The 23464-nt window shown below is 63.9% G+C and carries 20 protein-coding genes and 1 pseudogene; 6 read left to right on the plus strand and 15 right to left on the minus strand.

Annotated elements, in window-relative coordinates; genetic code table 11:
• The first annotated feature begins 37 nt into the window (after positions 1–37).
• Complete coding sequence (locus BSY16_RS06910) at positions 38–673, plus strand: glutathione S-transferase family protein (RefSeq protein ID WP_069058980.1); 636 nt, start codon at positions 38–40, stop codon at positions 671–673.
• A 161-nt stretch (positions 674–834) separates the two neighbouring features.
• On the opposite strand, the gene BSY16_RS06915 is transcribed toward BSY16_RS06910, so the two are convergent.
• The 5 genes from BSY16_RS06915 to recA all read right to left on the minus strand — a co-directional run bounded on the left by BSY16_RS06915 (position 835) and on the right by recA (position 7342).
• Complete coding sequence (locus tag BSY16_RS06915; RefSeq protein ID WP_069061424.1) at positions 835–1695, minus strand: AraC family transcriptional regulator; 861 nt, start codon at positions 1693–1695, stop codon at positions 835–837.
• 182 nt (positions 1696–1877) lie between these two features.
• Positions 1878–2768, minus strand: a complete 891-nt coding sequence (locus tag BSY16_RS06920; protein ID WP_171902391.1) for a GGDEF domain-containing protein — start codon at positions 2766–2768, stop codon at positions 1878–1880.
• Positions 2668–3114 carry a hypothetical protein gene (locus BSY16_RS32305; RefSeq protein WP_171902392.1) on the minus strand — a complete coding sequence of 149 codons (447 nt, stop codon included), beginning with the start codon at positions 3112–3114 and terminating at the stop codon, positions 2668–2670. Before BSY16_RS32305 ends, BSY16_RS06920 begins: the two co-directional genes overlap by 101 nt.
• Before the next feature lie 111 nt (positions 3115–3225).
• On the minus strand, positions 3226–5886 hold the full coding sequence (gene alaS, locus BSY16_RS06925) for an alanine--tRNA ligase (RefSeq protein ID WP_069058982.1): 2661 nt from the start codon (positions 5884–5886) through the stop codon (positions 3226–3228).
• A gap of 373 nt (positions 5887–6259) precedes the next feature.
• Positions 6260–7342 (minus strand): recombinase RecA, encoded by a 1083-nt coding sequence (recA, locus tag BSY16_RS06930; protein ID WP_069058983.1) that lies wholly within the window; start codon positions 7340–7342, stop codon positions 6260–6262.
• A 230-nt stretch (positions 7343–7572) separates the two neighbouring features.
• Between recA and BSY16_RS06935 the strand changes: the two are divergent.
• Both BSY16_RS06935 and BSY16_RS06940 read left to right on the plus strand, forming a co-directional pair.
• Positions 7573–8521 (plus strand): annotated as a pseudogene (locus BSY16_RS06935) (carbohydrate kinase family protein).
• Between the two features lie 46 nt (positions 8522–8567).
• A complete protein-coding gene (locus BSY16_RS06940; protein ID WP_069058984.1) occupies positions 8568–9494 on the plus strand; it encodes a pseudouridine-5'-phosphate glycosidase in 927 nt (308 codons plus the stop codon).
• A gap of 45 nt (positions 9495–9539) precedes the next feature.
• Here BSY16_RS06940 and BSY16_RS06945 read toward each other — a convergent pair whose 3' ends face one another.
• From BSY16_RS06945 to BSY16_RS06970, 6 genes are all read right to left on the minus strand, one after another.
• Positions 9540–10301 (minus strand): ABC transporter permease, encoded by a 762-nt coding sequence (locus BSY16_RS06945; RefSeq protein ID WP_069058985.1) that lies wholly within the window; start codon positions 10299–10301, stop codon positions 9540–9542.
• A complete protein-coding gene (locus BSY16_RS06950; RefSeq protein ID WP_069058986.1) occupies positions 10298–11224 on the minus strand; it encodes an ABC transporter ATP-binding protein in 927 nt (308 codons plus the stop codon). The genes BSY16_RS06945 and BSY16_RS06950 overlap by 4 nt, the downstream gene beginning before the upstream one ends.
• Before the next feature lie 93 nt (positions 11225–11317).
• Complete coding sequence (locus BSY16_RS06955) at positions 11318–12139, minus strand: sulfite exporter TauE/SafE family protein (RefSeq protein ID WP_069058987.1); 822 nt, start codon at positions 12137–12139, stop codon at positions 11318–11320.
• A 372-nt stretch (positions 12140–12511) separates the two neighbouring features.
• Complete coding sequence (locus BSY16_RS06960) at positions 12512–13165, minus strand: glutathione S-transferase family protein (protein WP_069058988.1); 654 nt, start codon at positions 13163–13165, stop codon at positions 12512–12514.
• A 114-nt stretch (positions 13166–13279) separates the two neighbouring features.
• On the minus strand, positions 13280–14512 hold the full coding sequence (locus BSY16_RS06965) for an extensin-like domain-containing protein (RefSeq protein ID WP_069061425.1): 1233 nt from the start codon (positions 14510–14512) through the stop codon (positions 13280–13282).
• 276 nt (positions 14513–14788) lie between these two features.
• Complete coding sequence (locus BSY16_RS06970) at positions 14789–16609, minus strand: methyl-accepting chemotaxis protein (RefSeq protein ID WP_069058989.1); 1821 nt, start codon at positions 16607–16609, stop codon at positions 14789–14791.
• Between the two features lie 204 nt (positions 16610–16813).
• On the opposite strand from BSY16_RS06970, the gene BSY16_RS06975 reads away from it, so the two are divergent.
• Both BSY16_RS06975 and BSY16_RS06980 read left to right on the plus strand, forming a co-directional pair.
• Positions 16814–17194: an acyl-CoA thioesterase gene (locus tag BSY16_RS06975; RefSeq protein WP_069058990.1), complete on the plus strand. Its 381-nt coding sequence runs from the start codon at positions 16814–16816 to the stop codon at positions 17192–17194.
• 19 nt (positions 17195–17213) lie between these two features.
• The gene (locus BSY16_RS06980) at positions 17214–17804 is read left to right on the plus strand and encodes a hypothetical protein (protein WP_069058991.1); all 591 of its coding nucleotides are present in this window, start codon (positions 17214–17216) and stop codon (positions 17802–17804) included.
• A gap of 1 nt (position 17805) precedes the next feature.
• Here the strand turns inward: BSY16_RS06980 and BSY16_RS06985 are convergent, their stop codons facing one another.
• The 3 genes from BSY16_RS06985 to BSY16_RS06995 form a co-directional block, all read right to left on the minus strand.
• On the minus strand, positions 17806–18978 hold the full coding sequence (locus BSY16_RS06985; protein WP_069058992.1) for a DUF1501 domain-containing protein: 1173 nt from the start codon (positions 18976–18978) through the stop codon (positions 17806–17808).
• Between the two features lie 10 nt (positions 18979–18988).
• On the minus strand, positions 18989–20428 hold the full coding sequence (locus BSY16_RS06990; RefSeq protein WP_286157189.1) for a DUF1800 domain-containing protein: 1440 nt from the start codon (positions 20426–20428) through the stop codon (positions 18989–18991).
• 94 nt (positions 20429–20522) lie between these two features.
• Positions 20523–20876: a DMT family protein gene (locus tag BSY16_RS06995; RefSeq protein ID WP_069058993.1), complete on the minus strand. Its 354-nt coding sequence runs from the start codon at positions 20874–20876 to the stop codon at positions 20523–20525.
• 170 nt (positions 20877–21046) lie between these two features.
• Between BSY16_RS06995 and BSY16_RS07000 the strand changes: the two genes are divergently transcribed.
• A complete protein-coding gene (locus BSY16_RS07000) occupies positions 21047–23044 on the plus strand; it encodes a putative bifunctional diguanylate cyclase/phosphodiesterase (protein WP_083242847.1) in 1998 nt (665 codons plus the stop codon).
• Here BSY16_RS07000 and BSY16_RS07005 read toward each other — a convergent pair whose 3' ends face one another.
• Positions 23045–23464 (minus strand): DUF6220 domain-containing protein, encoded by a 420-nt coding sequence (locus tag BSY16_RS07005; protein WP_083242848.1) that lies wholly within the window; start codon positions 23462–23464, stop codon positions 23045–23047.

The raw sequence follows: 23464 nt of genomic DNA on the forward strand, positions 1-23464 counted from the left end.
CTTATCTTCCCCCTCGCTACATGCAGAGGAGGACAACATGGCCGAGGACCTCATTTTCTACGCCAACCCGATGTCGCGTGCGCGCATTGCCCGCTGGATGCTGGAGGAGGTCGGCGCGCCCTACCGCACGGAGTGGCTGACCTTCGACGGGACGATGAAATCGCCGGAATTTCTCGCGATCAACCCGATGGGCAAGGTGCCAACCATCCGGCACGGCAAGACCGTCGTCAGCGAAGCCGCCGCGATCTGCGCCTATCTGGCCGACGCCTTCCCCGACGCCGGCCTTGCGCCGCCGAACGACAAGCGCGGCGACTATTACCGCTGGATGTTCTTTGCCGCCGGGCCGCTGGAAATGGCGGTATCGCTCAAGGCCTTCGCCTTGAATGTACCGAAGGAACGCGAGCGCAGCATCGGTTGCGGCAGCTACGAATCGGTGATGGATGCCCTCTCCTTCGCCGTGACGCAGCATCCCTACGTCACCGGCGAAACCTTCACCGCCGCCGACGTCTATGTCGGCGCGCATATCAGCTGGGGCCTGCAATTCGGCACGCTGGAGGCCCGGCCGGAATTCCAGGCCTATTGGGACCGCCTCAAGGACCGACCGGCCAGCAAACGCGCAACCGCCATCGACGATGAAGAGATGCATCGCCAGCTTGCGGCGGCGAAGGGCTGAAGACAACCCTCTCCTCCGTCATGGTCGGGCTTGACCCGACCATCCCCGTCGCGGACGCGGCGTGGATCCTCGGGTCAAGCCCGAGGATGACGTTTGGGGTTGGCGAGCGGGCGCGCTCGACAACAGGTTTTTGAGCCAGCCCCTCGCCCATCCCGTTGTATTCAGGTCGCCGGCTGAAGTGGCAGGTAGATTTCCGTCAGCAGTTCGTTCGGCGGGACGTCGCGTGGGTTGTTGAGATAGGCTTCGAACATCACCTCGTCGCGGATCGAGCGGCCGGATCCCGGCAGCCAAGTGGCATAGAGCCAACGATAGGCCGCGCCCATATCGGCATAGGGGCCCTTGTGACGCAGCACGGCATAGTCGCCGCCCGCCAGCGTGCGCTGTACGAGCGGCGCTTCGGCCGGAACATCCCCGTCTGCCGTCACGCAGGCGAAGGAGCGGAGCTTGTCTTCCGCGACCAGATCGGGATCGTCGAGAAATACGCCGATCATGCGCATGTCCGGGCGAAAAATGTTGCGGGAAAAAAGCGCGCCGTAGAGCGCTTCGAAAGCCTTGCCGATGCCCATGTAGGAACCGGTATGCGGGACACCGAGCAGTGCCTGCTCGGGCATGGTGCGGATGGTAACGTCGTACATGTGGGGCGACTCCTTGCCGTTTTCGGGTTCGAAGGCGCGATGCGGCCCCTCCTTCCGGTAGCGCGCCGGCGGCATGCCATAGGCGGCCGCGAAGGTGCGCGTGAAGGATTGCAGGTTGGGGTAGCCCCATCGCGCGGCGATGTCCCGAACGGAGCGGTCGCTGCGCACCAGATCGCCGGCCGCGCGGTGCAGACGCAGCCGGCGCACGGTCGCGGCCAGCGTTTCGTTGTGCACGGCCCGGTAGACGCGGTGCCAGTGATGGGCGGAAAGGCAGGCGATTTCCGACAGCCGGTCGAGGTCCAGATCCTCTTCCAGATGCTCGTAGATATAGGCGGAGACGCGCAGCAGGCGCTTCTCGTAGGTGGCCCAGATCACATTCTCGCTCATGCCGTTGCCTCTCTCGTCGGGACGCATTCAATCAAGCATGAGGCGATTTCACAAATCCTGCGCTTCTGTCGCGGCCTGCGATTTTTGCACGGCCTCGTCGTCCATCATAACAAAGGCGGGCAAAAGATGCTGTGCCGGGTCCATTGTGCCATGGCGAAAATTGCCACCTGGCAGCCAAGTTATTAGCCGGCTATCGATGCATTGAAGGTCGGCGCGGTGTCCGGCACGCGCATGCGCTCGGCAACATCGGCGAGCCCCTCGGACGGCGTCCATCGCATCACGCAGTTTCGGCCGGCCTCCTTTGCCGCATAGAGCGCGTTGTCCGCCGCCGACTGCAGGCGGTCGAAATCCGTGCCGAAAGCGGCGACGTCCGCAAGGCCGATGCTGACGGAAACGCCGATCTCGCGCCCTTCGTGGGCAATCGACATGGCGGCGACCTCGCAGCGAAGCCTTTCGGCAAAATCCGCCGCCTGGTCGATATCGTGCCTGGGCGCAAACAGCGCGAACTCCTCGCCGCCGAAACGGCAGAACAGCATGCCGCCTTCCAGCCAGGACGAGACCCGCGCGGAAAAATGCTTGAGCACCGCATCGCCCGCGACATGGCCGTGGGTGTCGTTGATCGCCTTGAAGCGATCGAGATCGAAGATCATCAACGTGCCCTGCCCGCCGCGGGCGAGATGGGCCTGCACATCCTCCAGGAACGAGCCGCGGTTGGCGATGCCTGTCAGGGTATCGGTGCGCGAGGCCTGGCGGTAAAGCGCTTCGCCACGCTCCTTGATGAGCACCAGCATGGCGACAGCGGACAGGATCGTATGGGCGAAGAGTTCCAGGGAAAAGAGCGCGAACCAGGCCGAATAGGCTGTTCCATGGCCAAGCTCCGCCGGCGCGGCAATGGCCATGGGAATACGCAGCGAATAGATGATGCCGTGCGTCACGAAGAAAAAGGCGGCGATCGAGCGGGTCGGCAGTCGCTCATGTCGACGCCCCGCCCAGATATCCAGGCCCATCCAGATGGAATAAACGGCGATGATGACCGACGTCAGGATGACACGATTGTTGACGTCGTTGGCCACCGGCGGCAGGAGCAGGTAAGCCCCGCACCAAAGAATCGGCCCCGCAAGCACCACCGACAGATAGAGCGGGCGACGATCGAAGATCGCGAAAGCCCGCCCACATGAACGCATAGCTGAAAGCGGCCAGCGCGTTGCCGAGACCGACGGTGATGAGGGGAAAGCCGATGGGACGCAGTGCGAAGAGAATCGTGCAAAGCGAGCCGACCCACATGGCCAGGCACCAGTATCCTGCTGCGGCGTGGCGGCGGTCGGTGAGCCAGACCTGAAGCATGAAAATCCCGACGACCATCGTCGACAGGAACGTGCAGATCATCAAGGTCGATATGCTGACGAATTCTTCAATCAAAACACTGAACTCCGCGCGCGGGGATGCTAGGCGGAAACCCTGAAGACTTCGCAAACAAAACGGCGGGCCTGAGCCCGCCGTCGTATCGATACAGCCATGGATACCGGTGGATCAGCCGCCGATGGCCGCGGCAACCGCCTCGATGGCGTCAGTGGCCTTCGTGCCATCCGGGCCACCTGCCTGGGCCATGTCGGGACGCCCGCCGCCGCCCTTGCCGCCGAGCGCTTCAGAGGCGCGGCGCACCAGATCCACGGCACTGAAACGGCCTGTCAGGTCGTCCGTGACGGCGACCACGGCGCTTGCCTTGCCATCCGCCGAGACACCGACAAAGGTGACGACGCCGGACCCGAGGCTCTTCTTGCCCTCGTCCGCCAGGCTCTTCAGGTCCTTCGGCTCGACGCCAGTGACGACCCTGCCGAGATATTTTGTGCCCGAGACATCCCGCACGCCGTCATCGCCGCCGGCAGGACCGCTGGAGAGGGCCAGCTTCTTCTTCGCTTCGGTCAGCTCGCGTTCCAGCTTGCGGCGTTCGTCCACCAGCGCCTCGACGCGGGCGAGCACTTCGCTCGGCTGAGCCTTGAGCACTGTCGCAAGCGTCTTCACGCGTTCGTCCTGTTCGGCGAGATAGGCACGTGCCGCCTCACCCGTCAGTGCTTCCAGACGACGCACGCCGGAGCCGACGGCGCTTTCGGAGACGATGCGCACGAGGCCGATCTCGCCGGTCGCGGCCACATGCGTGCCACCACAGAGCTCCACGGAATAGGCGCGGTTGGCCTTGGCGCCATGAAGGCCGGTGCCCATCGAGACGACGCGGACCTCGTCACCATACTTCTCGCCGAAGAGCGCCATGGCGCCTTCCGCGATCGCGTCATCCACCGTCATGAGACGCGTGGTGACCGGGGAATTCTGTACGATGATTTCGTTTGCCATGTCCTCGACGATGCGCAGCTCCTCCGCCGACATCGGCTTGGGATGCGAGACGTCGAAGCGCAGGCGCTCGGGCGCGACCTGCGAGCCCTTCTGGGCGACGTGGGTGCCGAGCACTTCGCGCAGCGCCTCATGCAGCAGGTGCGTCGCCGAATGGTTGGCGCGAAGGCGCGAGCGACGGGCGTGATCGACCGTCAGCGCGACCGCATCACCGACCTTCAGCGTGCCCTCGGCAACGGTGGCGATGTGAACGAAGACACCCTCGCCCTTGCGCTGCGTGTCCGACACGGCGAGCTTGGCGGTGTCGGAGGAAATGATGCCGGTATCGCCCATCTGGCCGCCGGATTCACCGTAGAACGGCGTCTGGTTGGTGACGATCTGCACCTCGTCGCCCACGGAGGCGGCTTCGACCGACTTGCCGTCGCGCACGATCGCCTGGACGACGCCTTCGGCCGTCTCGGTGTCGTAGCCGAGGAATTCGGTCGCGCCGAACTTTTCCTTGATCTCGAACCAGATCGTCTCGGTCGCCTTGTCGCCGGAGCCGGCCCAGTGCGAGCGGGCCTCGGCCTTCTGGCGCTCCATCGCATTGGTGAAGCCGGACAGGTCGACGTTGATTTCGCGGGCGCGCAGCGCGTCCTGCGTCAGGTCGAGCGGGAAACCATAGGTGTCGTAGAGCTTGAAGGCGGTCTCGCCGTCCAGCATGTCGCCCTTGCCCAGCGTGTTGGTCGCGTCGGACAGCAGGCTCAGGCCGCGCTCCAGCGTGGTGCGGAAACGGGTTTCTTCCAGCTTCAGCGTCTCGGAGATCAGCGCTTCGGCGCGCTGCAGTTCCGGATAGGCGCGGCCCATCTCGCCGACCAGCGTCGGCAGCAGCTTCCACATCAGCGGATCCCTGGCGCCGAGCAGCTGCGCATGGCGCATGGCGCGGCGCATGATCCGGCGCAGCACGTAGCCGCGGCCATCCTTCGCCGGCAGCACGCCGTCGGCAATCAGGAAGGCGGACGAGCGCAGGTGATCGGCGATGACGCGGTGGCTGGCGCGCGCTTCGCCGACGGCCGGAACGCCGGTCGCCTCGACGGAGGCGTCGATCAGGGCGCGGAACAGGTCGATGTCGTAGTTGTCATGCTTGCCCTGGAGGAGTGCTGCGACGCGCTCGAGGCCCATGCCGGTATCGATCGACGGGCGCGGCAGGTCGACGCGCTCTTCCTTCGTGATCTGCTCGAACTGCATGAAGACGAGGTTCCAGATCTCGATGAAGCGGTCGCCATCCTCTTCCGGCGAGCCCGGCGGTCCGCCCCAGATATGGTCGCCATGGTCGTAGAAAATCTCGGAACAGGGACCGCACGGGCCGGTATCGCCCATGGCCCAGAAATTGTCGCTGGTGGCGATGCGGATGATGCGGTCGTCGGTCAGGCCGGCGATCTTCTTCCAGAGATCGAAGGCCTGGTCGTCCGTGTGGTAGACGGTGACGAGCAGCCGGTTCCTGTCGATGCCGAATTCCTTGGTGATCAGGTTCCAGGCAAGCTCGATCGCCTGCTCCTTGAAATAATCGCCAAAGGAGAAGTTGCCGAGCATCTCGAAGAAGGTGTGGTGACGCGCGGTGTAGCCGACATTATCGAGGTCGTTGTGCTTGCCGCCGGCGCGCACGCATTTCTGCGCACTCACCGCCCTGGAATAGGGGCGCTGTTCGAGGCCGGTGAAGACGTTCTTGAACTGTACCATGCCGGCATTGGTGAACATCAATGTCGGATCGTTGCGCGGCACGAGCGGACTGGACGATACGACCTCGTGGCCGTTCGTTCGGAAATAGTCGAGGAAAGTCGACCGGATCTCATTCACGCCGTTCATATCGCGTCCTTCATCTCTGCACTGTCTGCGCCTGTCTACGGCGCATTACCCACCCAATTGCATTACAGCAGATGCGAAACCGCCCCGCCGGCCGGAGTGCCCGCCCGGAGGCCACTGGAAGACCATCCATCCGCGAATTCCGTCGAACTGCACGCGGCCGCCGCCTATCTTGCGGAAAGGTCGAAAACCTTGGGGGCGCGCGCGAGAACTCAAGGCTTTTATCGCCCGCCTCGGCACCTGTCCAGACATCAAAAAACCGGCCTTTCACGAAGAAGAGGCCGGTTTTTCAGGAATTTCGCATTTTGTTTTGCGCATGTCGCTTTCGCAAAACCCATGCCCGCTTGGTGCAACGCGTTACGGCGCTGCGCAGCGATCAGCCTTCGCCGTCGGTATCGCTCGAATCCGGACCGCTATTCTCCAGGAAGCGTTCGGCGATCAGGCCGGCATTCTGGCGCAGCGACGTCTCGATCTCGCGGGCGAGATCCGGATTGTCGCGCAGGAACGTCTTGGCGTTTTCACGACCCTGACCAAGGCGCTGGCTGTTGTAGGAGAACCAGGAGCCCGACTTTTCGACGATGCCGGCCTTGACGCCGAGGTCGACGAGTTCGCCGGTCTTGGAAACGCCTTCGCCATACATGATGTCGAATTCGACCTGCTTGAAGGGCGGCGCCATCTTGTTCTTGACGACCTTGACGCGGGTCTGGTTGCCGATGACCTCTTCACGCTCCTTGACGGCGCCGATGCGGCGGATGTCGAGGCGGACGGAGGCGTAGAACTTCAGCGCATTGCCGCCCGTCGTCACTTCCGGCGAACCGTAGACGACGCCGATCTTCATGCGGATCTGGTTGATGAAGATCACCATCGTGTTGGACTTGGAGATCGAGGCCGTCAGCTTGCGCAGCGCCTGGCTCATCAGACGTGCCTGGAGACCGGGGAGGCTTTCGCCCATCTCGCCTTCGATTTCGGCGCGCGGCGTCAGCGCTGCAACCGAGTCGATTACCAGCACGTCGATTGCGCCGGAGCGCACCAGCGTGTCGGTGATTTCCAGCGCCTGCTCGCCGGTGTCGGGCTGCGAGATCAGCAGGTTTTCGAGATCGACGCCCAGCTTGCGGGCATAGACCGGGTCGAGAGCATGTTCGGCATCGACGAAGGCGCAGATGCCGCCCTTCTTCTGGGATTCCGCAATGGTCTGCAGCGCGAGCGTCGTCTTACCCGAGCTTTCCGGGCCGTAGATTTCAATGATACGGCCCTTCGGCAGGCCGCCGATGCCGAGCGCAACGTCGAGCCCGAGCGATCCCGTCGAGACGGTTTCGGTCTCGATAATGCTGTCCTTGCCACCGAGCTTCATGATGGAGCCCTTGCCGAAGGAGCGCTCGATCTGGGAGAGTGCCGCTTCGAGTGCCTTGCTTTTATCCACTGATTTTTCCTCTACGAGCCGCAAAGTGTTCTGTGCCATTTGGTCCACCTTTAGGTTATTGAAGCAAGACAGGCAATGAAGCCGCCGATGAATGCTATGTACACATTTTGTTCTCGTTTTGCAAGCTACGTTCAACAATTTGAATATATTTGCAAATCTCCGGTGTGTTCTTTTTTTGTTTTCGGTGGATACGCGCCAAGCAGGGCGATGAACGACCCCACCGGGACAAGCGGCCCTGAGTGCCGAATCGGCGGGCGAAAAGGAAGATGATGACAGGCAAGACGATACTGGTGATGGGCGGGGCCCATGTGGACAGACGCGGACGCATCGCCGGTGAAACGGCGCCGGGGGGCGAGCAATCCGGGCGCCTGGTTCGTCGAGGCGGGCGGCGGCGCGTTCAACGCGGCGCGCAACCTGTCGCGGCTGGGCCACCGGGTGCGGCTGATTTCGCCACGCGGCGGCGATGCGGACGGCGATATCGTCGCGGCGGCGGCGGAAGCTGCAGGCGTCGAGGATACGCCCTTCATCTTTCTCGACCGGGCGACGCCGAGCTATACGGCGATCATCGAGCGGGACGGCAATCTCGTCATCGCGCTGGCGGACATGGAACTCTACCGGCTGTTTTCACCACGCCGCCTGCAGCAACGGGCGGTGCGCGAGGCGATGGCGGATACCGGGCTCATCCTCACCGATGCGAACCTGCCGGCCGAAACGCTGGCAGCCATGACGGGCACCGCGGCGGCAGCCGGCGTACCGATCGCCGGCATCGCGATTTCGCCGGCCAAGGTGGTGCGGTTCCGCGAGAGCCTTGCCGCCCTCGCCTTCCTGTTCATGAACGAGGCGGAAGCACGCACGCTGACGGGTGCAACACCCGAAAACCCCGCCGACTGGCCGAAGGCGTTGCGCGCGGTGGGCCTTTCCGCCGGCGTGGTGACGCGCGGCGGCAAAGGCGTCATCGCGTTTGACGACACACGGGCAGCCCTCGTCGTGCCGCCGGAAATACCGGCACTCGGCGACGTCACGGGTGCCGGCGATTCGCTCGCCTCTGGTTTTCTCAGCTCCTGGCTTGCCGGTTCGCCCATCGGCGAAGCGTTGCGCCGCGGGGTGGCAGCAGCGGCAATCACCGTGCGCTCGCCCCTCGCCGCCGCTGAAGAATTGTCGCAGGCAGCCCTTGCGGATGCACTTTCTCTTGTACCCGACGCCGAAGGAATGGCATGAGACTCTTTTGCCTGAATTCCCGCCCAAAGAACCGCAAGGACACAGCATGACCCGACCCGTATCCCCCCTCCTGCCGGTGCAGTTTTCGACCGAAGTCGCCGCCGCCAGGGACCGTGGTGCGCCGCTCGTCGCGCTCGAATCGACGATCATCACGCATGGCATGCCCTATCCGGGTAATCTCAACATGGCGCGCAGCGTCGAGCGTATTATCCGTGAGGAAGGCGCCGTGCCGGCGACCATCGCCGTCATCGACGGCGTGCTGCATATCGGCCTCGAGGATGCAGAACTGGAGACGCTCGCGCAGACCCAGGGCGCGATGAAGCTTTCGCGCGCCGACCTCGCCTTCGCGATCGCCGAGCGTCGCACCGGCGCCACGACGGTCGCCGCAACGATGATCGGCGCGGCGCGTGCCGGCATCAAGGTCTTTGCGACGGGCGGCATCGGCGGCGTGCACCGCAAGGCGGAAGAGACCTTCGACATTTCCGCCGATCTCGACGAACTGTCGCGCACCGGCGTCATCGTCGTCTGCGCCGGCGCCAAGGCGATCCTCGACATTCCGAAGACGCTGGAAGTGCTGGAAACGCGCGGCGTGCCGGTGGTGACCTATGACAGCCCGATCTTTCCGGCCTTCTGGTCGCGCGATTCGGGCATCAAGAGCCCGCTGACGCTGAACAGCCCGGCAGCGATCGCCAATTTCCAGACGGTGCGCGACCAGCTCGGCATCGACGGCGGCATGCTGATTGCCAACCCGGTGCCGGAGGCCGACGAGATCGAGCGCGAGGAGATGGAGATCTACATCGCGCGCGCACTCGACAATGCCGAGCGCGACGAGATCGCCGGCAAGGCCGTCACGCCCTACCTGCTCGACAGCCTGTTCCACCTGACGGACGGCCGCAGCCTGAAGACAAACATCGCGCTCGTAGAAAACAACGCGCGTCTGGCGGCGGAAATCGCCGTCGCGCTGGTGAACTGAGTTTGCGGAAGCGGCCGGTTTGGACCGGCCGTTTCCTCTCGGTCTTCAGTTCTTCAGCTTGTATCCTGTCTTGAATATCCACGCCGTGATCGACAGGCATACCACCAGGAAGCCCAGCACCGTCACCAGGCTGACGATGGGGTTCACGTCGGCGATCTCGTAGAAACTCCATCGGAAACCCGAGACCAGGTAGAGCACCGGGTTGAAGTGGCTGACGGTCTGCCAGAAGGGTGGCAGCATGTCGATCGAGTAGAAGCTGCCGCCGAGGAAGACCAGCGGCGGCACGATGAGCATGGGGAAGAGGTTCAACTGCTCGAAATCCTTCGCCCAGATGCCGATCATGAAGCCGAACAGGCTGAAGGTTACCGCCGTCAGCACGAAGAACAGCACCATCATGAACGGATGTTTGATCGATATGTCGACGAAGAACGAGGCGGTGATGAGGATGATCGTGCCCACGATCAGTCCCTTCGTCGCCGCCGCCCCGACATAGCCGATGATGATCTCCGTCATCGAGATGGGCGATGACAGGATTTCGTAGATCGTTCCCATGAATTTCGGGAAGTAGATGCCGAAGGAGCCGTTGCTGATACACTGGTTGAGCAGGGTCAGCATGATGAGGCCGGGCGCGATGAAGGCGCCGTAGGACACGCCCTCCACCTCCTGCATGCGCGAGCCGATCGCCGCGCCGAAGACGATGAAGTAGAGCGAGGTGGTGATGACCGGCGAGACGACGCTCTGCAGCAGCGTGCGGCGCGTGCGCGCCATCTCGAACGCGTAAATGGACTTGATCGCCTCGACGTTCATTTGCCCTCTCCCACCAATTCCACGAAAATGTCTTCCAGCGAACTCTGCTCGGTGGAGATGTCCTTGACCCGGAGGCCCGCCTGCGACAGCGCGGCGAGCAGCGACGAAATGCCGGTGCGCTCGCCGGATGCATTGAATTCATAGACGAGGCGCGCGCCCTCCTCCGAGAGCGTCAGCCCGAAGGGCGACAGCGTGTCGGGGATCGCCGCCAGCGGTTCGGCAAGCTCGACGGTCATCTGCTTGCGGCCGAGCTTGGCCATCAGCGCCTTCTTCTCTTCCACCAGCAGGATTTGACCGTGGTTGATGACGCCGATGCGGTCGGCGATCTCCTCGGCTTCCTCGATATAGTGGGTCGTCAGGATGATGGTGACGCCGTTGGCGCGCAGCCGCTCGACAAGCTGCCACATGTCCTTGCGCAGGTTGACGTCGACGCCCGCCGTCGGCTCGTCGAGGAACAGCACCTTCGGTTCGTAGGACAGCGCCTTGGCGATCAGCACGCGCCGGCGCATGCCGCCCGACAGGTGGCGCAGCATCGTGTCCTTCTTGTCGTAGAGCGAGAGCTCCCTGAGGATACGCTCGATCAGCGCCGGGTTGGGCTTGCAACCATGCAGGCCACGCGAAAAGGAGACCGTGTTCCACACCGTTTCGAAGGCGTCGAGCGTCAGTTCCTGCGGCACGAGGCCGATGATGGAACGCGTCTGGCGGAAGTCATGCAGGATGTCATGCCCGCCGACCGTTACCGTGCCGCTGGTCGGCGTGACGATGCCGCAGATGATCGAGATCATCGTCGTCTTGCCGGCGCCGTTCGGCCCGAGCAGCGCGAGGATTTCGCCCTCCTCGATATCGAGATCAACGCCCTTCAGCGCCTTGAACCCGGTTGCGTAGCTCTTGGTGAGATTGCGAATGGAGACGATGGGCGCCATGGGATGGTCCGAAATGAGGAAATTTCATGCGGAAGGACACCCTATATGGCGTGTCCCTTGTCAATTTTCACCCGGGTGAGAGAAAAAATTCGCTCATCCGTAGATGCTGTAGAGAAAGCGCAGCGAAACGAGGATCAGGAAAACGCCGAAGCCCAGTTCGAGCTGTCGTTTGCTCATCGAATGGGCGAGCCGCACGCCCCAGGGGGTGACGACAAGCGCGATCGGCACGATGAGCGCGACGGCGATCCAGTTGATGAAGCCGGTGGAGCCGAGCGGCAGACCGGCTTCGCCCCAGCCGGCCCAGATATAGCCGAAGATGCCGGGAATGGAGATGAGGACGCCGACACCGGAGGAGGTTGCCACCGCCTGATGGATCGGGCGGCCGAACGAGGTCATGTAGGTGTTGTTGAGCACACCGCCGCCAATGCCCATCAGGCCGGAAAGCGTGCCGATGACGACGCCGGCGAGCTGGTTGCCGATGCCTTTCGGCAGTTCGGTGCCGATCCGCCAGGTATCGCGGTTGAAAAGCATGCGCAGCGCGACCAGCAGCGCGATGCCGACGAAGACGAGGCGCAGCCCGACGCTGGAAATGAAGGCCGCGATCACCGAGGCGAGGATCGCACCGAGCGGCAGGGCGACGATCCAGCTTTCCAGCAGGTCCGTATCCACCGCGCTGCGCTGGCGGTGCGCCGTGAAGGAGCGGATCGACGTCGGCACGATGATGGCGATCGAGGTGCCGATGGACAGGTGCATGCGCACCGCCTCCGGCACATCGAGAGAACCGAACACCTGATAGAACACCGGCACGAGGATCGCCCCGCCGCCAATGCCGAAGATGCCGGCGAGCAGGCCCGACACCACGCCGGCGGCAACGAGCGCGCGCGCAAACAGAAACAGGTCGGTGATGGGCGGCATGGGGGCTTCCGGACAGGGCCATCAGGGGCGGCGGCGACTCGCGAAAATTTCGCGGCGGCGAGACGCCAGATGTCATCAAACCGTGACCCATTTCAACCAGTCTCTGCGCGAGGCCGACGGGAACGGTTTGCACCCCGCACCACCCATCGCTCCCCCTGCGCTCCGCAGCGGCCTTGCTCCCGAACCCTGAGGGAGCCACCGGCGGCCCCATCCGCCCGCTTCCCCCGCGGAAGCCCGCATGCATCTTCGCCGGTCCGCGCCGGCGCGGGTGACGGAATGTGACGTTCCAGGCAGCAACCACCCCTATGTGCGCTGCCACCCCTTTCGACCGGCTCCCCGCCGGTCTTTTTTTGTCTGCCGTTCTGGATCACATTATCCGCCAGCCGTTGCGGCGGTGAAAACCGCCAGCTGGTCGGCAAAGGCCCGCTTGTAGGCAGGCCGCGCCTCGCCGCGGGCGATATAAGCGGCGAGCTTCGCGTAGTCCTCCAGCAGGCCCGACGATTCCAGCCGGCGCAGCACATGCACCATCATCAGGTCCCCGGCGCTGAAGGCACCGTCGAGCCATTCTGCATCGCCAAGGTGGTGGGAAAGCCGATCCAGTTGCACGCGAACGCGGCCATCGAGCATCGGCAGCCGCTCGGCATACCAGGGCTTGTCGCGCTCCATCAGATACGCGGCCGAACGATCGACGATCGGCGGTTCCACCGTGCCGATTGCGGCAAACATCCACATGATGGCGCGCGCCCTGGTATTTGCATCGTTTGGCAGCAGACCGGCATGGTTTTCCGCGATATGGAGCACGATCGCCCCGGATTCGAACAGCGCGAGATCGCCCTCTTCATAGGTCGGAATCTGCGCGAAAGGATGGAGTGCGAGATGCACCGGCTGCCTCATCGCCTTGAAGGACAGAAGACGGACCGCGTAAGGCTGGCCGACCTCTTCGAGCGCCCAGCGAACGCGCATGTCACGCGCCAGTCCCCTGCCGCGGTCGGGCGATTGTGCAAATCCGGTAATCGTAGCCGTCATCGTCTTTCTCCCTGGCTTGCCTCTCTGGAAGACGGTTGACCAGGCGAAGTTCCGACACGATGCCGCAGATAATTCCCGCGCAGACACCACGCCGACAAGGGCAATCCAATACGGTTACAGGCTGCAATGGCGGTAGCCGGAGTTGCGGGCACGTAGATCGAAGTGGAAATGGTCCTTGTGGTAGCGGTCGCTGCCGGGGCCAAGCACGGTGGAAAAATACTTGCAGCTGTCGCTGCGCACCGATTTCAGCAGGCCCTTTTCGCGGAAGGCGAAGAACCCCTTCTTCTCGATGGCGATCGCCTTGCCGCTCTTCAGCACGATCTTGCCGACATCGATGGCATTGCCCTTGGCATGTTCCGACATGGAAGCGCCGCGCTGCGAGTTCATGGTGCGGCAGGAATAGGATGACATCTGGTGGATGGCCGAGACGCCTGAGAGGTAGCGCGTGCGCGTCGAAGGCACGAGTTCCTGCTTCACCCAGCGGGCGAAGGCCTCGGTGATCTGGCAGTTGACCTGTGCAGCCGGCTTGATCTGGATGCCGCCGGAAAGGCCGGACAGCTCGACCGGCCATGCGATGCCGCAGGAACGCCCCTTGGAGATGCGCGGCACATCGCGGAATTTCACGCCCAGCTTCTGGAGCCGCTGCCGGCAGGCTTTTTCCGAGGCCGGCATGCCGCCCATGGTTTCCGGGATCTGCATCGGGTTGTTGAGCCGCGGCAGGAAGGCGACCTGGTCTTCCTCGACAACCTTGTGACGACGGGTCGTGGCCTTGTCCGGCACCTGCAGATAGTCGTCGCCGTCAGCCGCCGTACCAAGCTCGGTGCCGGCCTCGGTCATCGGGATCGTATCCGGCTGGCCGATCTGCTGCGGCGTATCGGTGCCGATGCCATCGACGACGACCTGCGTGGCATTGCCTTCGGCGATCTCGTTGGCCTGCGTTTCCGCGAGCCCTTCGACCCGCTCGACGCCGAGCCCCTCATCCATGTTCACGCCGCCCTCCGGCACCGTGAGCACGCCGGAAGACGCTTGCACGGGTTGCGAAATGCCCATGGCCTCATCGCTGTCGATCATCGGCAGACGTTTGTTTTCCGTGACGGGCGTCATCATGGCCGTGTCCGCCGTCGCCACCCGCCCGGCGGGTTCCTCAACGGGATAGGCGGTGAGATCGCCACCCGTATCACCCATGTCGTCGGTCTGCCGTCGCGAAACATCTGTCGCCGGCCGGATGGCGCCGACGCCGGCACCGTCGATGTCGTCCGGCGGGGTCAGGCCACCGGAACAGGCGGCGAGCAGCACCGGGACCAGAAACAGCCCCAACGGCCTGCGGAGACGAGAAACGAACGCAATACTCATTGTCACTTCCGCCTGGCATCCGCCTCGCACCATCGCGAAGTCCCGGTTGCACACACCTTTGTCCGGTGATGGTGCAGGCCGCTTTTGTCCGCATTCGGACGGCGAAAGCCTGAAACCGGACCTGCAGGGCGACGTGCCTGCATTTCCAGAAGATTTTCTCGCAACAGGGTAAAGGAAACGTTCCCGCCGACCCCACCAAATCAGAGGTCAACGAAAAACCCCGGCGCTTGTCGAGCGCCGGGGCAAGGAAGTCCGGAGATCGTCTTCTGATTATGCGGCGCGGCGCCTGGGGGCGGCCGCTCCGGCTGGGTTCAGCCGGAAGTTCCCGAGCAACGTCTTCAACTGCTCGCTTTCCTGGGTCAGCGTCTGGCCGGCGGCGTTGGTTTCTTCCACCATCGCGGCATTCTGCTGGGTCATCTGGTCCATCTGGTTGACCGCCGTGTTGACCTCGGCAAGGCCGGTGGCCTGCTCGCGGGCGGAGGTGGCAATCGACGTCACCTGGTCATTCACCTTGTTGACCAGCAATTCGATCTCGGTCAGCGCATCGCCCGTCGAGCGCACCAGCGTCACGCCGGTGCCGACTTCGGTGGCCGAGTTGCTGATGAGGCCCTTGATCTCCTTCGCCGCATTGGCGGAGCGCTGGGCAAGTTCACGCACTTCCTGCGCCACGACCGCAAAGCCGCGACCCGCCTCGCCTGCCCGCGCCGCCTCGACGCCGGCATTCAGCGCAAGAAGATTGGTCTGGAAGGCGATCTCGTCGATCACGCCGATGATCTGGCTGATGCGGCTGGAGGCGTCCTCGATGCGGCTCATCGCGGCGACGGCATCGCGCACGATCGCACCGGAGCGACCGGTCGACTGCTTGGTCTCGGCCACCATGCGGCTTGCCTCGGCGGCCCGTTCGGAGGCGTTGCGAACGGTCGCGGTGATCTCGTCGAGTGCGGCCGCGGTTTCCTCCAGCGAAGCCGCCTGCTGTTCGGTGCGATGCGAGAGATTGTTGGCGGCTTCCGCGATACCACCGGCGCTGCCGTGCACGATCTCGGTCGAGTGGGCGATGGCGTTGATGACGCTGGACAGCGCATCGACAGCCCGGTTGAAGTCGTCGCGCAACTTGGCATATTCCGGCGCGATCGAGCCGATGGAGACGGTCAGGTCGCCACTGGCAAGGCGTTCCAGCGCGCCGCCGACGACATGCATGGCATCCGTCTGGCTCTGGCTCACCTGCCGCTGCCGGCGTTCGCTCTCGCCGCGCTCCTCGTCGAGGCGAACCTGCTGCTCGCCCTCGCGGACACGCAGTTCAGAACGCTCGGCCACCGACTGGCGCAGGATCGAGACGACCTTGGCCATTTCGCCGATCTCGTCCTTGCGGTCGGTTTCCGGCACGTCGCTGGACACATCCTCCTCGGCGATCGCCTGCATGGACGCCTTGAGGCGCAGGATCGGACCAGTGACGCTTTTCACGATCGCATAGGCGACAAGAATGATGGCGAGGCCGCCGATGGCGAGGATCATTGCCGTCTCGATGGCATTGCTGCGGAACATCGCGGCGAGATCGTCGGCATAGACGCCGGTGCCGACGATCCAGCCCCAGGGCGCAAAACCGGCAACGTGCGAATATTTCAGCACCGGCTCCTCGAAGCCCGGCTTCGGCCAGTAGTAATCGACGAAATCCTGTCCCGTCGGGCTTGCCTTCACCGCCTTCACGAATTCGGCGAAGATGCGTTTGCCGGTGGGATCCGCCATGCCGGTCTGGTCGGTGCCGTCGAGCGCCGGCTTGATCGGATGCATGATGATCACGGCATTCATGTCGTTGATCCAGAAATAGCCGCTGTCCTCGTAGCGCAGCGCCCGCACTGCGTCCTTCGCCCGTGTCTGTGCCGCTTCGCGCGTCAGCGTGCCGGCCGTTTCAAGCTCGTGGTAGTGCTTGAACAACGTCAGCATACTCTGGTCCATCGCGGCAAGTTTTGCCTTGCGCTCGACAACCATCGCATCCTGATAATGGTACAGACTATAGACGAGTGCCGCTGCGAAGATGGTCAGGGCGAGACCGACAAGCAATGAAAGTCGCGTGGAAATTCTGAAATTCTTCACCGGGCTCTCCTCGACACCACTGGACGCAGTGCGCCTTGTCGGCGAAGGTCTCGGAAACCTTTTAAAATCATCTAAAATTGCAATTATCAATTTTAGAGTCTGAGCATGCTCGAAAATGGCGCCGCCGGATCTGCGGCTCGGCACCCGCCCTCTTTCTCCGCTGGCCGCATTGGGCTAGACCGAAGGGAAACGGAGAGGACCCGCATGACCAGCACGCCCAACGGACAGCTCACCCTTCGCACGCTCGCCATGCCGGGCGATGCCAATGCCGCGGGCGATATTTTCGGCGGCTGGGTCATGGCGCAGATGGACCTTGCATCCGGCATCCGCGCCGCGGAACGCGCCCAGGGCCGCGTGGTCACCGCCGCCGTCAAGGAAATGGCCTTCGATCTGCCGGTGAAGATCGGCGACACGCTCAGCATCTACACGGATATTGCCCGCGTCGGCCGTACCTCGATCACGCTGTCCGTCGAGGCCTGGGCGCAGCGCTACCTCACCACGACGCTCGAAAAGGTGACGGGCGCGACCTTCGTCATGGTGGCGCTCGACAAGGACGGCCATCCGACCCCTGTTCCCGTCGAATAAGGCGACAGGAGGCCCCCACATGGAGCACTCGACCCCGGATCCCGCCATTTTCGGCCATGTGCGCATCGTCATCGGCATGGTGGTGAGCCTCACCGTCGCGCGTCTCCTGACCGGCGTCGCCCTGTTCATCCAGCATCCCGGCAAGGTGAAGGCCTATCCGGTGCACCTTGCCTGGGGCGCCTTCCTTCTATTGTTTCTGCTGCATTTCTGGTGGTGGGAATTCCGCCTGCAGGCACTGACGACGATCGGTTTCGGGGTCTACCTGTTCCTGATCAGCTATTGCTGCCTATTCTTCCTGCTCGCCGTCTTCCTGTTTCCAACAACGCTCGATGACTATGCCGGCTATGAGGACTACTTCTATTCCCGCCGAAAATGGTTCTTTGGCGCATTCGCCCTCGTCTTCACTGTCGATCTGGTGGACACGGCGTTGAAGGGCGAGGCCTATTTCGGCTCCTTCGGCTATGAATACCCGGTCCGAAACGTCGCCTTCATCGTGCTCTGCCTGACGGCGGCATGGACGGCCAGCCGACGCTTTCACACTGCCTTCGTCAGCCTCGGCATCCTCTACCAGCTGAGCTGGATTTTCCGCGCCTTCGACATGCTGGAGTGATCTATCCGCGAAGGAACGCCGGCCGCTTGTCGACGACGAGCCCCGGGAAAACCGATGACTCGAGGTCGCTTGTGGGAATGCCGAACTGCTGGCGCAGCATGGCCGCCGCGATCTGGCGCAGGTCCATCGTCGGCCGCAGGTCGCGGTCCTCGAACAGGTCGCCCTCGGCAAGCGATGGCCAGTCGCGGTAGACCTTGCCGCCCGCGATGGCACCACCCGCCAGAATGGCGACGCCGCCCGTGCCATGATCCGTGCCAATCGAACCGTTCTCGCGCGCCGCGCGTCCGAATTCGGTGATCGCCAAGATCGCGGTCTTGCGCCAGATCGCCGGAGAAAGGTTCGCCTTCAGCGTGACGATAGCTGCGGCGAGATCCGTGGCCGGCCGCTGGAAGATCCGCGCCTGGTTGAAATGTGTATCCCAGCCGTTGATGGAGAAACTCGCGATGCGATGATCGGCCGACAGCATGCCAGCAGTGAATTTTGCGACGGCAGCGATTCCCCCTCCGGGTTTGCCCTGCGCGTCACGGATCGTGTCCGACAACAGGTCCGTATCGGTCGCTTCCTGCATAGCGGCGGAAAATGCCGGGTCGTTCTGGTAGAGCCGGGCGAAAAACGCCAGCTCGTCTTCCGGCAGTGCGAGATCGGCGCGTGCCGACCAGACATCGACCGGGTTTTGTCCCGACAAAATGAGCTCCGCCGTGGTGGTCACGTCGATCGCGCGGCGATCGGCGGCCCGCGGAATGACGGCGATGGCGCGGTTGAGCCAGCCGGTGCGGTCTCCATGAACGGCCGAGCCGCCGCTTTCCAGCACGTCCTGCCCGTCAAAATGGCTGCGGCCGTCGCGATAGGGGGTAGAGGTCGCGTGCACGAAAGCAAGCTCGTTCGAGCGCCACAGCGGCATCAGCTCGGCGGCGGCCGGGTGCAGGCCGAAGAAACCGTCCAGGTCGACCAGGCCGTCATCGGCGTCGAGCGCCAGCTTCGGCCGCAACAGCCGAAGGGCCGGATCGCCATGGGGCTGCACCAGCGCCAGCCCGTCCAGCGCTCCGCGCAACACGATCGTCACAAGCCGGTTGTCGCCGGGCATAGCCGCAAAGCTGACCGGCGTCAGGAGCGGCGAACCCGCCACGCAGCATGCCCCTGCAAGGAAGGCCCGGCGGTTGATTTCTGTCGTCATCGCCATGCTCCTAACGTCGATTGAATTCCGGTGATGCCAGCACCAGCGCCATCGCAACCTCGCGATTGGGTGCACGCGAGACGGTTTCGATCGTATCTGCCCGCGCCGCATCTGAAAGCGTCGCCTCGAGAAAGCCGCGTGGATTCGCATCGCGACCGAAGCGCGCGACGAGACGCCTGCTCCAGGCAATCCGCTCGGTGAGCTGGCTGGCGGTAACCCAGGCCGAAAGCTCCTCCGCCCAGCCTGCCGGGCTCGGTGGAGACCAGATTGGTTGGCCGAGCCGGGCGATGGCGCCTACGGTATACGGATTAGCGCCCAAAGCCGGCCGGCCTTCCGCCGTCATCATCGACACGTCTTCCAACGCCACCACATCCGACGCGAGCTGCCACGTTTTCTCGTTAGCACCACGCGGCTGCAACGCCGTTTTCGATACATTCATCGCCCGAAGCGCGGCAACAACGAAGTCGAACGGCTGCCGCGCCTTCTGCCCCTCTTCCGCAAAACTCCGCGGATGTTCGAGCATCGCCCGATACACGTCGAGCAGCGCGCCGTCGCTGCGCGCCCACGCCTCCACCATGGCGTCCACCACCGCCTGCGGCGGGTCGTCGGAGATGAAATGCACGACAAGCTTGCGGCAGATGTGGCAATGGGTTTCCTCCCGCCCAGCCAGGTCGCCAAGCAAGTCATGCACCCGCTGCATCTGCGCGTCGGCGCCACCGTAGGAACGCCCAAGCACCTCGTAGCCTTCAGGCTCGGCGAAACGGGTCCGAAAAACGGTGTGATAGTGCGGCGCACGATACCACAAGCCGGTGAGGACGTAGGCGGCAGCGCGAACATCCGTTTGCGTGTAGCCGCTCCCCGCCCCCATCGTGTGCAGTTCGATCAGTTCGCGGGCCAGGTTTTCGTTGAGTCCACGTCCCGTCCTGAGACCGACCGGCGAATTCGGCCCAACAGACCGGATCTGGTCGAGGTAGACCAGCATGGCCGGGTGCAGCACGGCGGCCTTCAGGAGGTCGTAGAAACGCGCCGCAATATTGGGCCGCACCGCCTCCGCCTCGAACAACGCCGCCATGAGGTACAATGTAGGCCCCTTGCGCGCATCGATCGAAAAATGATCGCACCAGAAGGCGGCAAGTCGCTCGAAGAATCCGTTTGACGACAGAACCGCCTGCTGAACCCTCCGATGCCGGTCCATTTGCAGCGAATTGTTGAGCACTATGTTGTAGGGATTGACGGCGCGCTCGCCGATCATCCGAAGCGTGCCGGCCTTGCCCGCGGCCTTGCTGGAAACGTTGACGGCGTTGTAATCGACAAAACGCGCGCGGCGCTCGGCTATGCCCTCATAGGGGAAAAGACAGGTCTCAGCCGCGCCGCGCTCCACTTGCCGGATCAACGTGTCCACATCCTGCGGCGCAGCTTCGCCCGGTCGCCTGCCGTAGCCGAAGCGCATCGCCGCCATGCTGGCGAAATTTGACATCAAACGAGTCCCATCCAGTCCATGCGCAATGCTTGCGCCCGATTGCGACTATTTTGGGAGACTTAGCCTATCCCTTGAACACGAAGGCGGCACCGGCTGCGATCAGCATGAAGCCGACGGCGTGGTTCCAGGTGAGGCTTTCCTTCAGCCAGAACACGGAAAAGCCGGCGAAGACGAGAAGGGTTATGACCTCCTGGATGGTCTTCAGCTGGGCGGCGGAATAGACCTCGTGGCCGAAGCGGTTTGCCGGCACCGCCAGGCAATATTCGAAGAAGGCAATGCCCCAGCTCGCCAGAATGGCGATGAACAGCGGCGCCGACTTGAACTTGAGGTGTCCGTACCAGGCGAAGGTCATGAAGACGTTGGAGAGGCAGAGCAGCACGATCGGCCAGACGGCCGCGGGGTTGAGGCTGAAGGGCATTGGCGAATCCTGATTCCTGAGGAGATGGGTGAAGGGCATAACCGACAGGCCGGCACCGTCAAGATCGGCAAGCCACTGATTCTCGCGATCCCCCGTTAAGACAATCTTATGCGCGCCGCCACACCATCCCCGCGAGCCGTCCAGACGGCAAGTCGACGGGGCGGACCAGAATGACGGATGCGAGCCGGCTGATGCCGGCGGATGAACCGACAAGACGCCAGATCCTTTCAGCACAGGCGCTGTCCGTGCTGGACGGCATCGTATTGTCGCTTGCCGCCAACTGCTTCCTCGCCGCAACGACCGCCGCGATCCTCTGGCTCGACGGCCCCGATATCAGCATCTATCTCTGGCTGGCCGCCGTGTTTGCCGTCAATCTCTCGCGCTATGTCGGCGTGCGCGTCGTCCGGCGCCTGAACTGTGCGGTGGAACGGCCGCGGCGCGCGCTCGGCGTGTTGTCGCTCGGAGCGCTCGGCGGCGGTATTGCGTGGAGCCTCGTGCCCTTCATCGGCACCGCCCATGGTGCCAGCGGGCTCAATCCCTATCTCATCTTCATCATCGGCGGCATTTGTGCGGGCTCGCTGATGCAGAGCACCGCCTATGCCCGCACCGCCCTGCTCTTCGCCGGCCCGCCGCTGCTCACCGCCATCGTCTCGCTGCTGATATCCGGTACGACGGATGCGCTGGTCATCGCCGCCGACGCCCTGCTGCTCGCGATCATGATGGTGCGCGCCGGGCAACTCAGCGAGGCAGGCTTCATCCGCAGCCAGATCGACCGGTTGAAGGCCGTGGCGCTGGCCTCGTCGCTGTCGGATGCCAATGCGGAAATCCGCCAGTCCTATCACCAGCTCGCATCGCTGGCGAACCGCGATCCGCTGACCGGCCTCGGCAATCGCGCCCTGTTCAACCAGCGGCTGCGCGGCCTGCTTGCCAGCGATTTCCCGACGGGAACGCTCGCCCTGCTTGTCATCGACCTCGACCGTTTCAAGGCGATCAACGACACGATGGGCCATGGTGCGGGCGATACCGTCCTGGTCGAAATTGCCGGGCGGCTCGTCAGCCTCACCGGCCCGACAGATACGGTCGTGCGTCTCGGGGGCGACGAATTCGCCGTCATCGTCGAGGGCGAGCAGGCAGAGGGGCGCGGCCGCGCGATCGGCGATGCCATCGTGCGGCTGGCCGGCGATCCCATCTTTATCGGCGAGCGCCCCGTGACGGTCGGCGCCAGTGCCGGGCTTGCGCTCCACCCGCAACACGGGGAAACGGCGGACGATCTTTTCGCCAGCGCCGACATCGCGCTCTATGCCGCCAAGGAGGGTGGCCGCCGCCGGCTCGGCCTGTTCAATCCCGTGCTGAAGGCCCGCATCGAGCGGCAACGCCTTATCGAGGCGACGCTCGCCGAAGCGATAGAAAACAATCAGCTGCTGGTGGTCTTCCAGCCGCAGGTGGAGCTGGCCACCGGCCGCGTCACGGGTTTCGAGGCCCTGCTGCGCTGGGCGCATCTCGATCTCGGCCCAGTCAATCCGCCGGATATCGTGCGCGCCGCCCAGGCCCTGCACATCGCCACGGAACTGACAGGCTATGTCGCCAACCGCGCCGCCGAGCTGCTGCGCACCCTGCCCCGCCTCGGCCTGCCGGAGGCCTGCGTGGCGGTCAACGTCTCTCCGCGCGAATTTTCCGGCGACACGCTTTCCCGCCTGTTGAGCGGCATTGCCGCCGCGCACGAGATTTCCCCGGCCTTGATGGAGATCGAGATCACCGAAGAGGCGACGCTCGACACACAGGCCGCCGGCGCCGAACTTGCCCGGCTGGAAGCCGCAGGCTTCCGCCTCGCCGTCGATGATTTCGGCATGGGCCATTCCTCGCTGGCCTATCTCGTCAGCCTGCATATCGACCGGTTGAAGATCGACCGCAGCTTCGTCAAGGGCATTGCCAGAAGCCGCGAGAACCAAGCCCTCATCGCCGCCCTGGTCGGCATCGGCCACGCGCTTTCCATCGATATCGTCGTGGAAGGTGTCGAGGACGAGGAAGAGGCCGAAGTGCTCAGGATGCTCGGCTGCCGCCACGCCCAGGGCTATCACTTCGCTCGCCCCATGCCGGCCGCCGACATCCCGCGCTGGCTTGACCAGCATGCCTTGCGCATCAGCCGCAGCATGGCTGGCACGCCCTGATCACCGTACCGTTCGTGCCCGGTTGCGCTCCACCTTGACGACGATGACCAGCGCCGCGACGAGCATCAGCCCGCCGTTGAACGGATGCAGCGCCTGCAACAGGCCGGATTCCAGGTTCTGCCCGCTCACGATCAACACGATCTGCGTAACGTAGAGCCCCGCGAGCAGGCCCGCCCACCAGCGCAGCGGCCTTGTCTGCGCAAGAAGCCAGGCTGCAAGGGCCATCGCGGAGATCGGCACGGAGAGCAGCATGCCAAGCCCGCCATGCCACGCCCAGAAAACCCCATCCTGGAAAAGCGCAAGCCCCGCGAGCAGATATTGCGCGAGAATGCCGGCCGGCACCGAGCGTGCCGCCTGCAGATACCAGAACGGCACTGTGCGTCGCGGCTTTGCCGTGGTTGCAAAATCGGTCGTCGTCAT

The organism is Sinorhizobium sp. RAC02 (assembly GCF_001713395.1).
GTDB lineage: Bacteria > Pseudomonadota > Alphaproteobacteria > Rhizobiales > Rhizobiaceae > Shinella.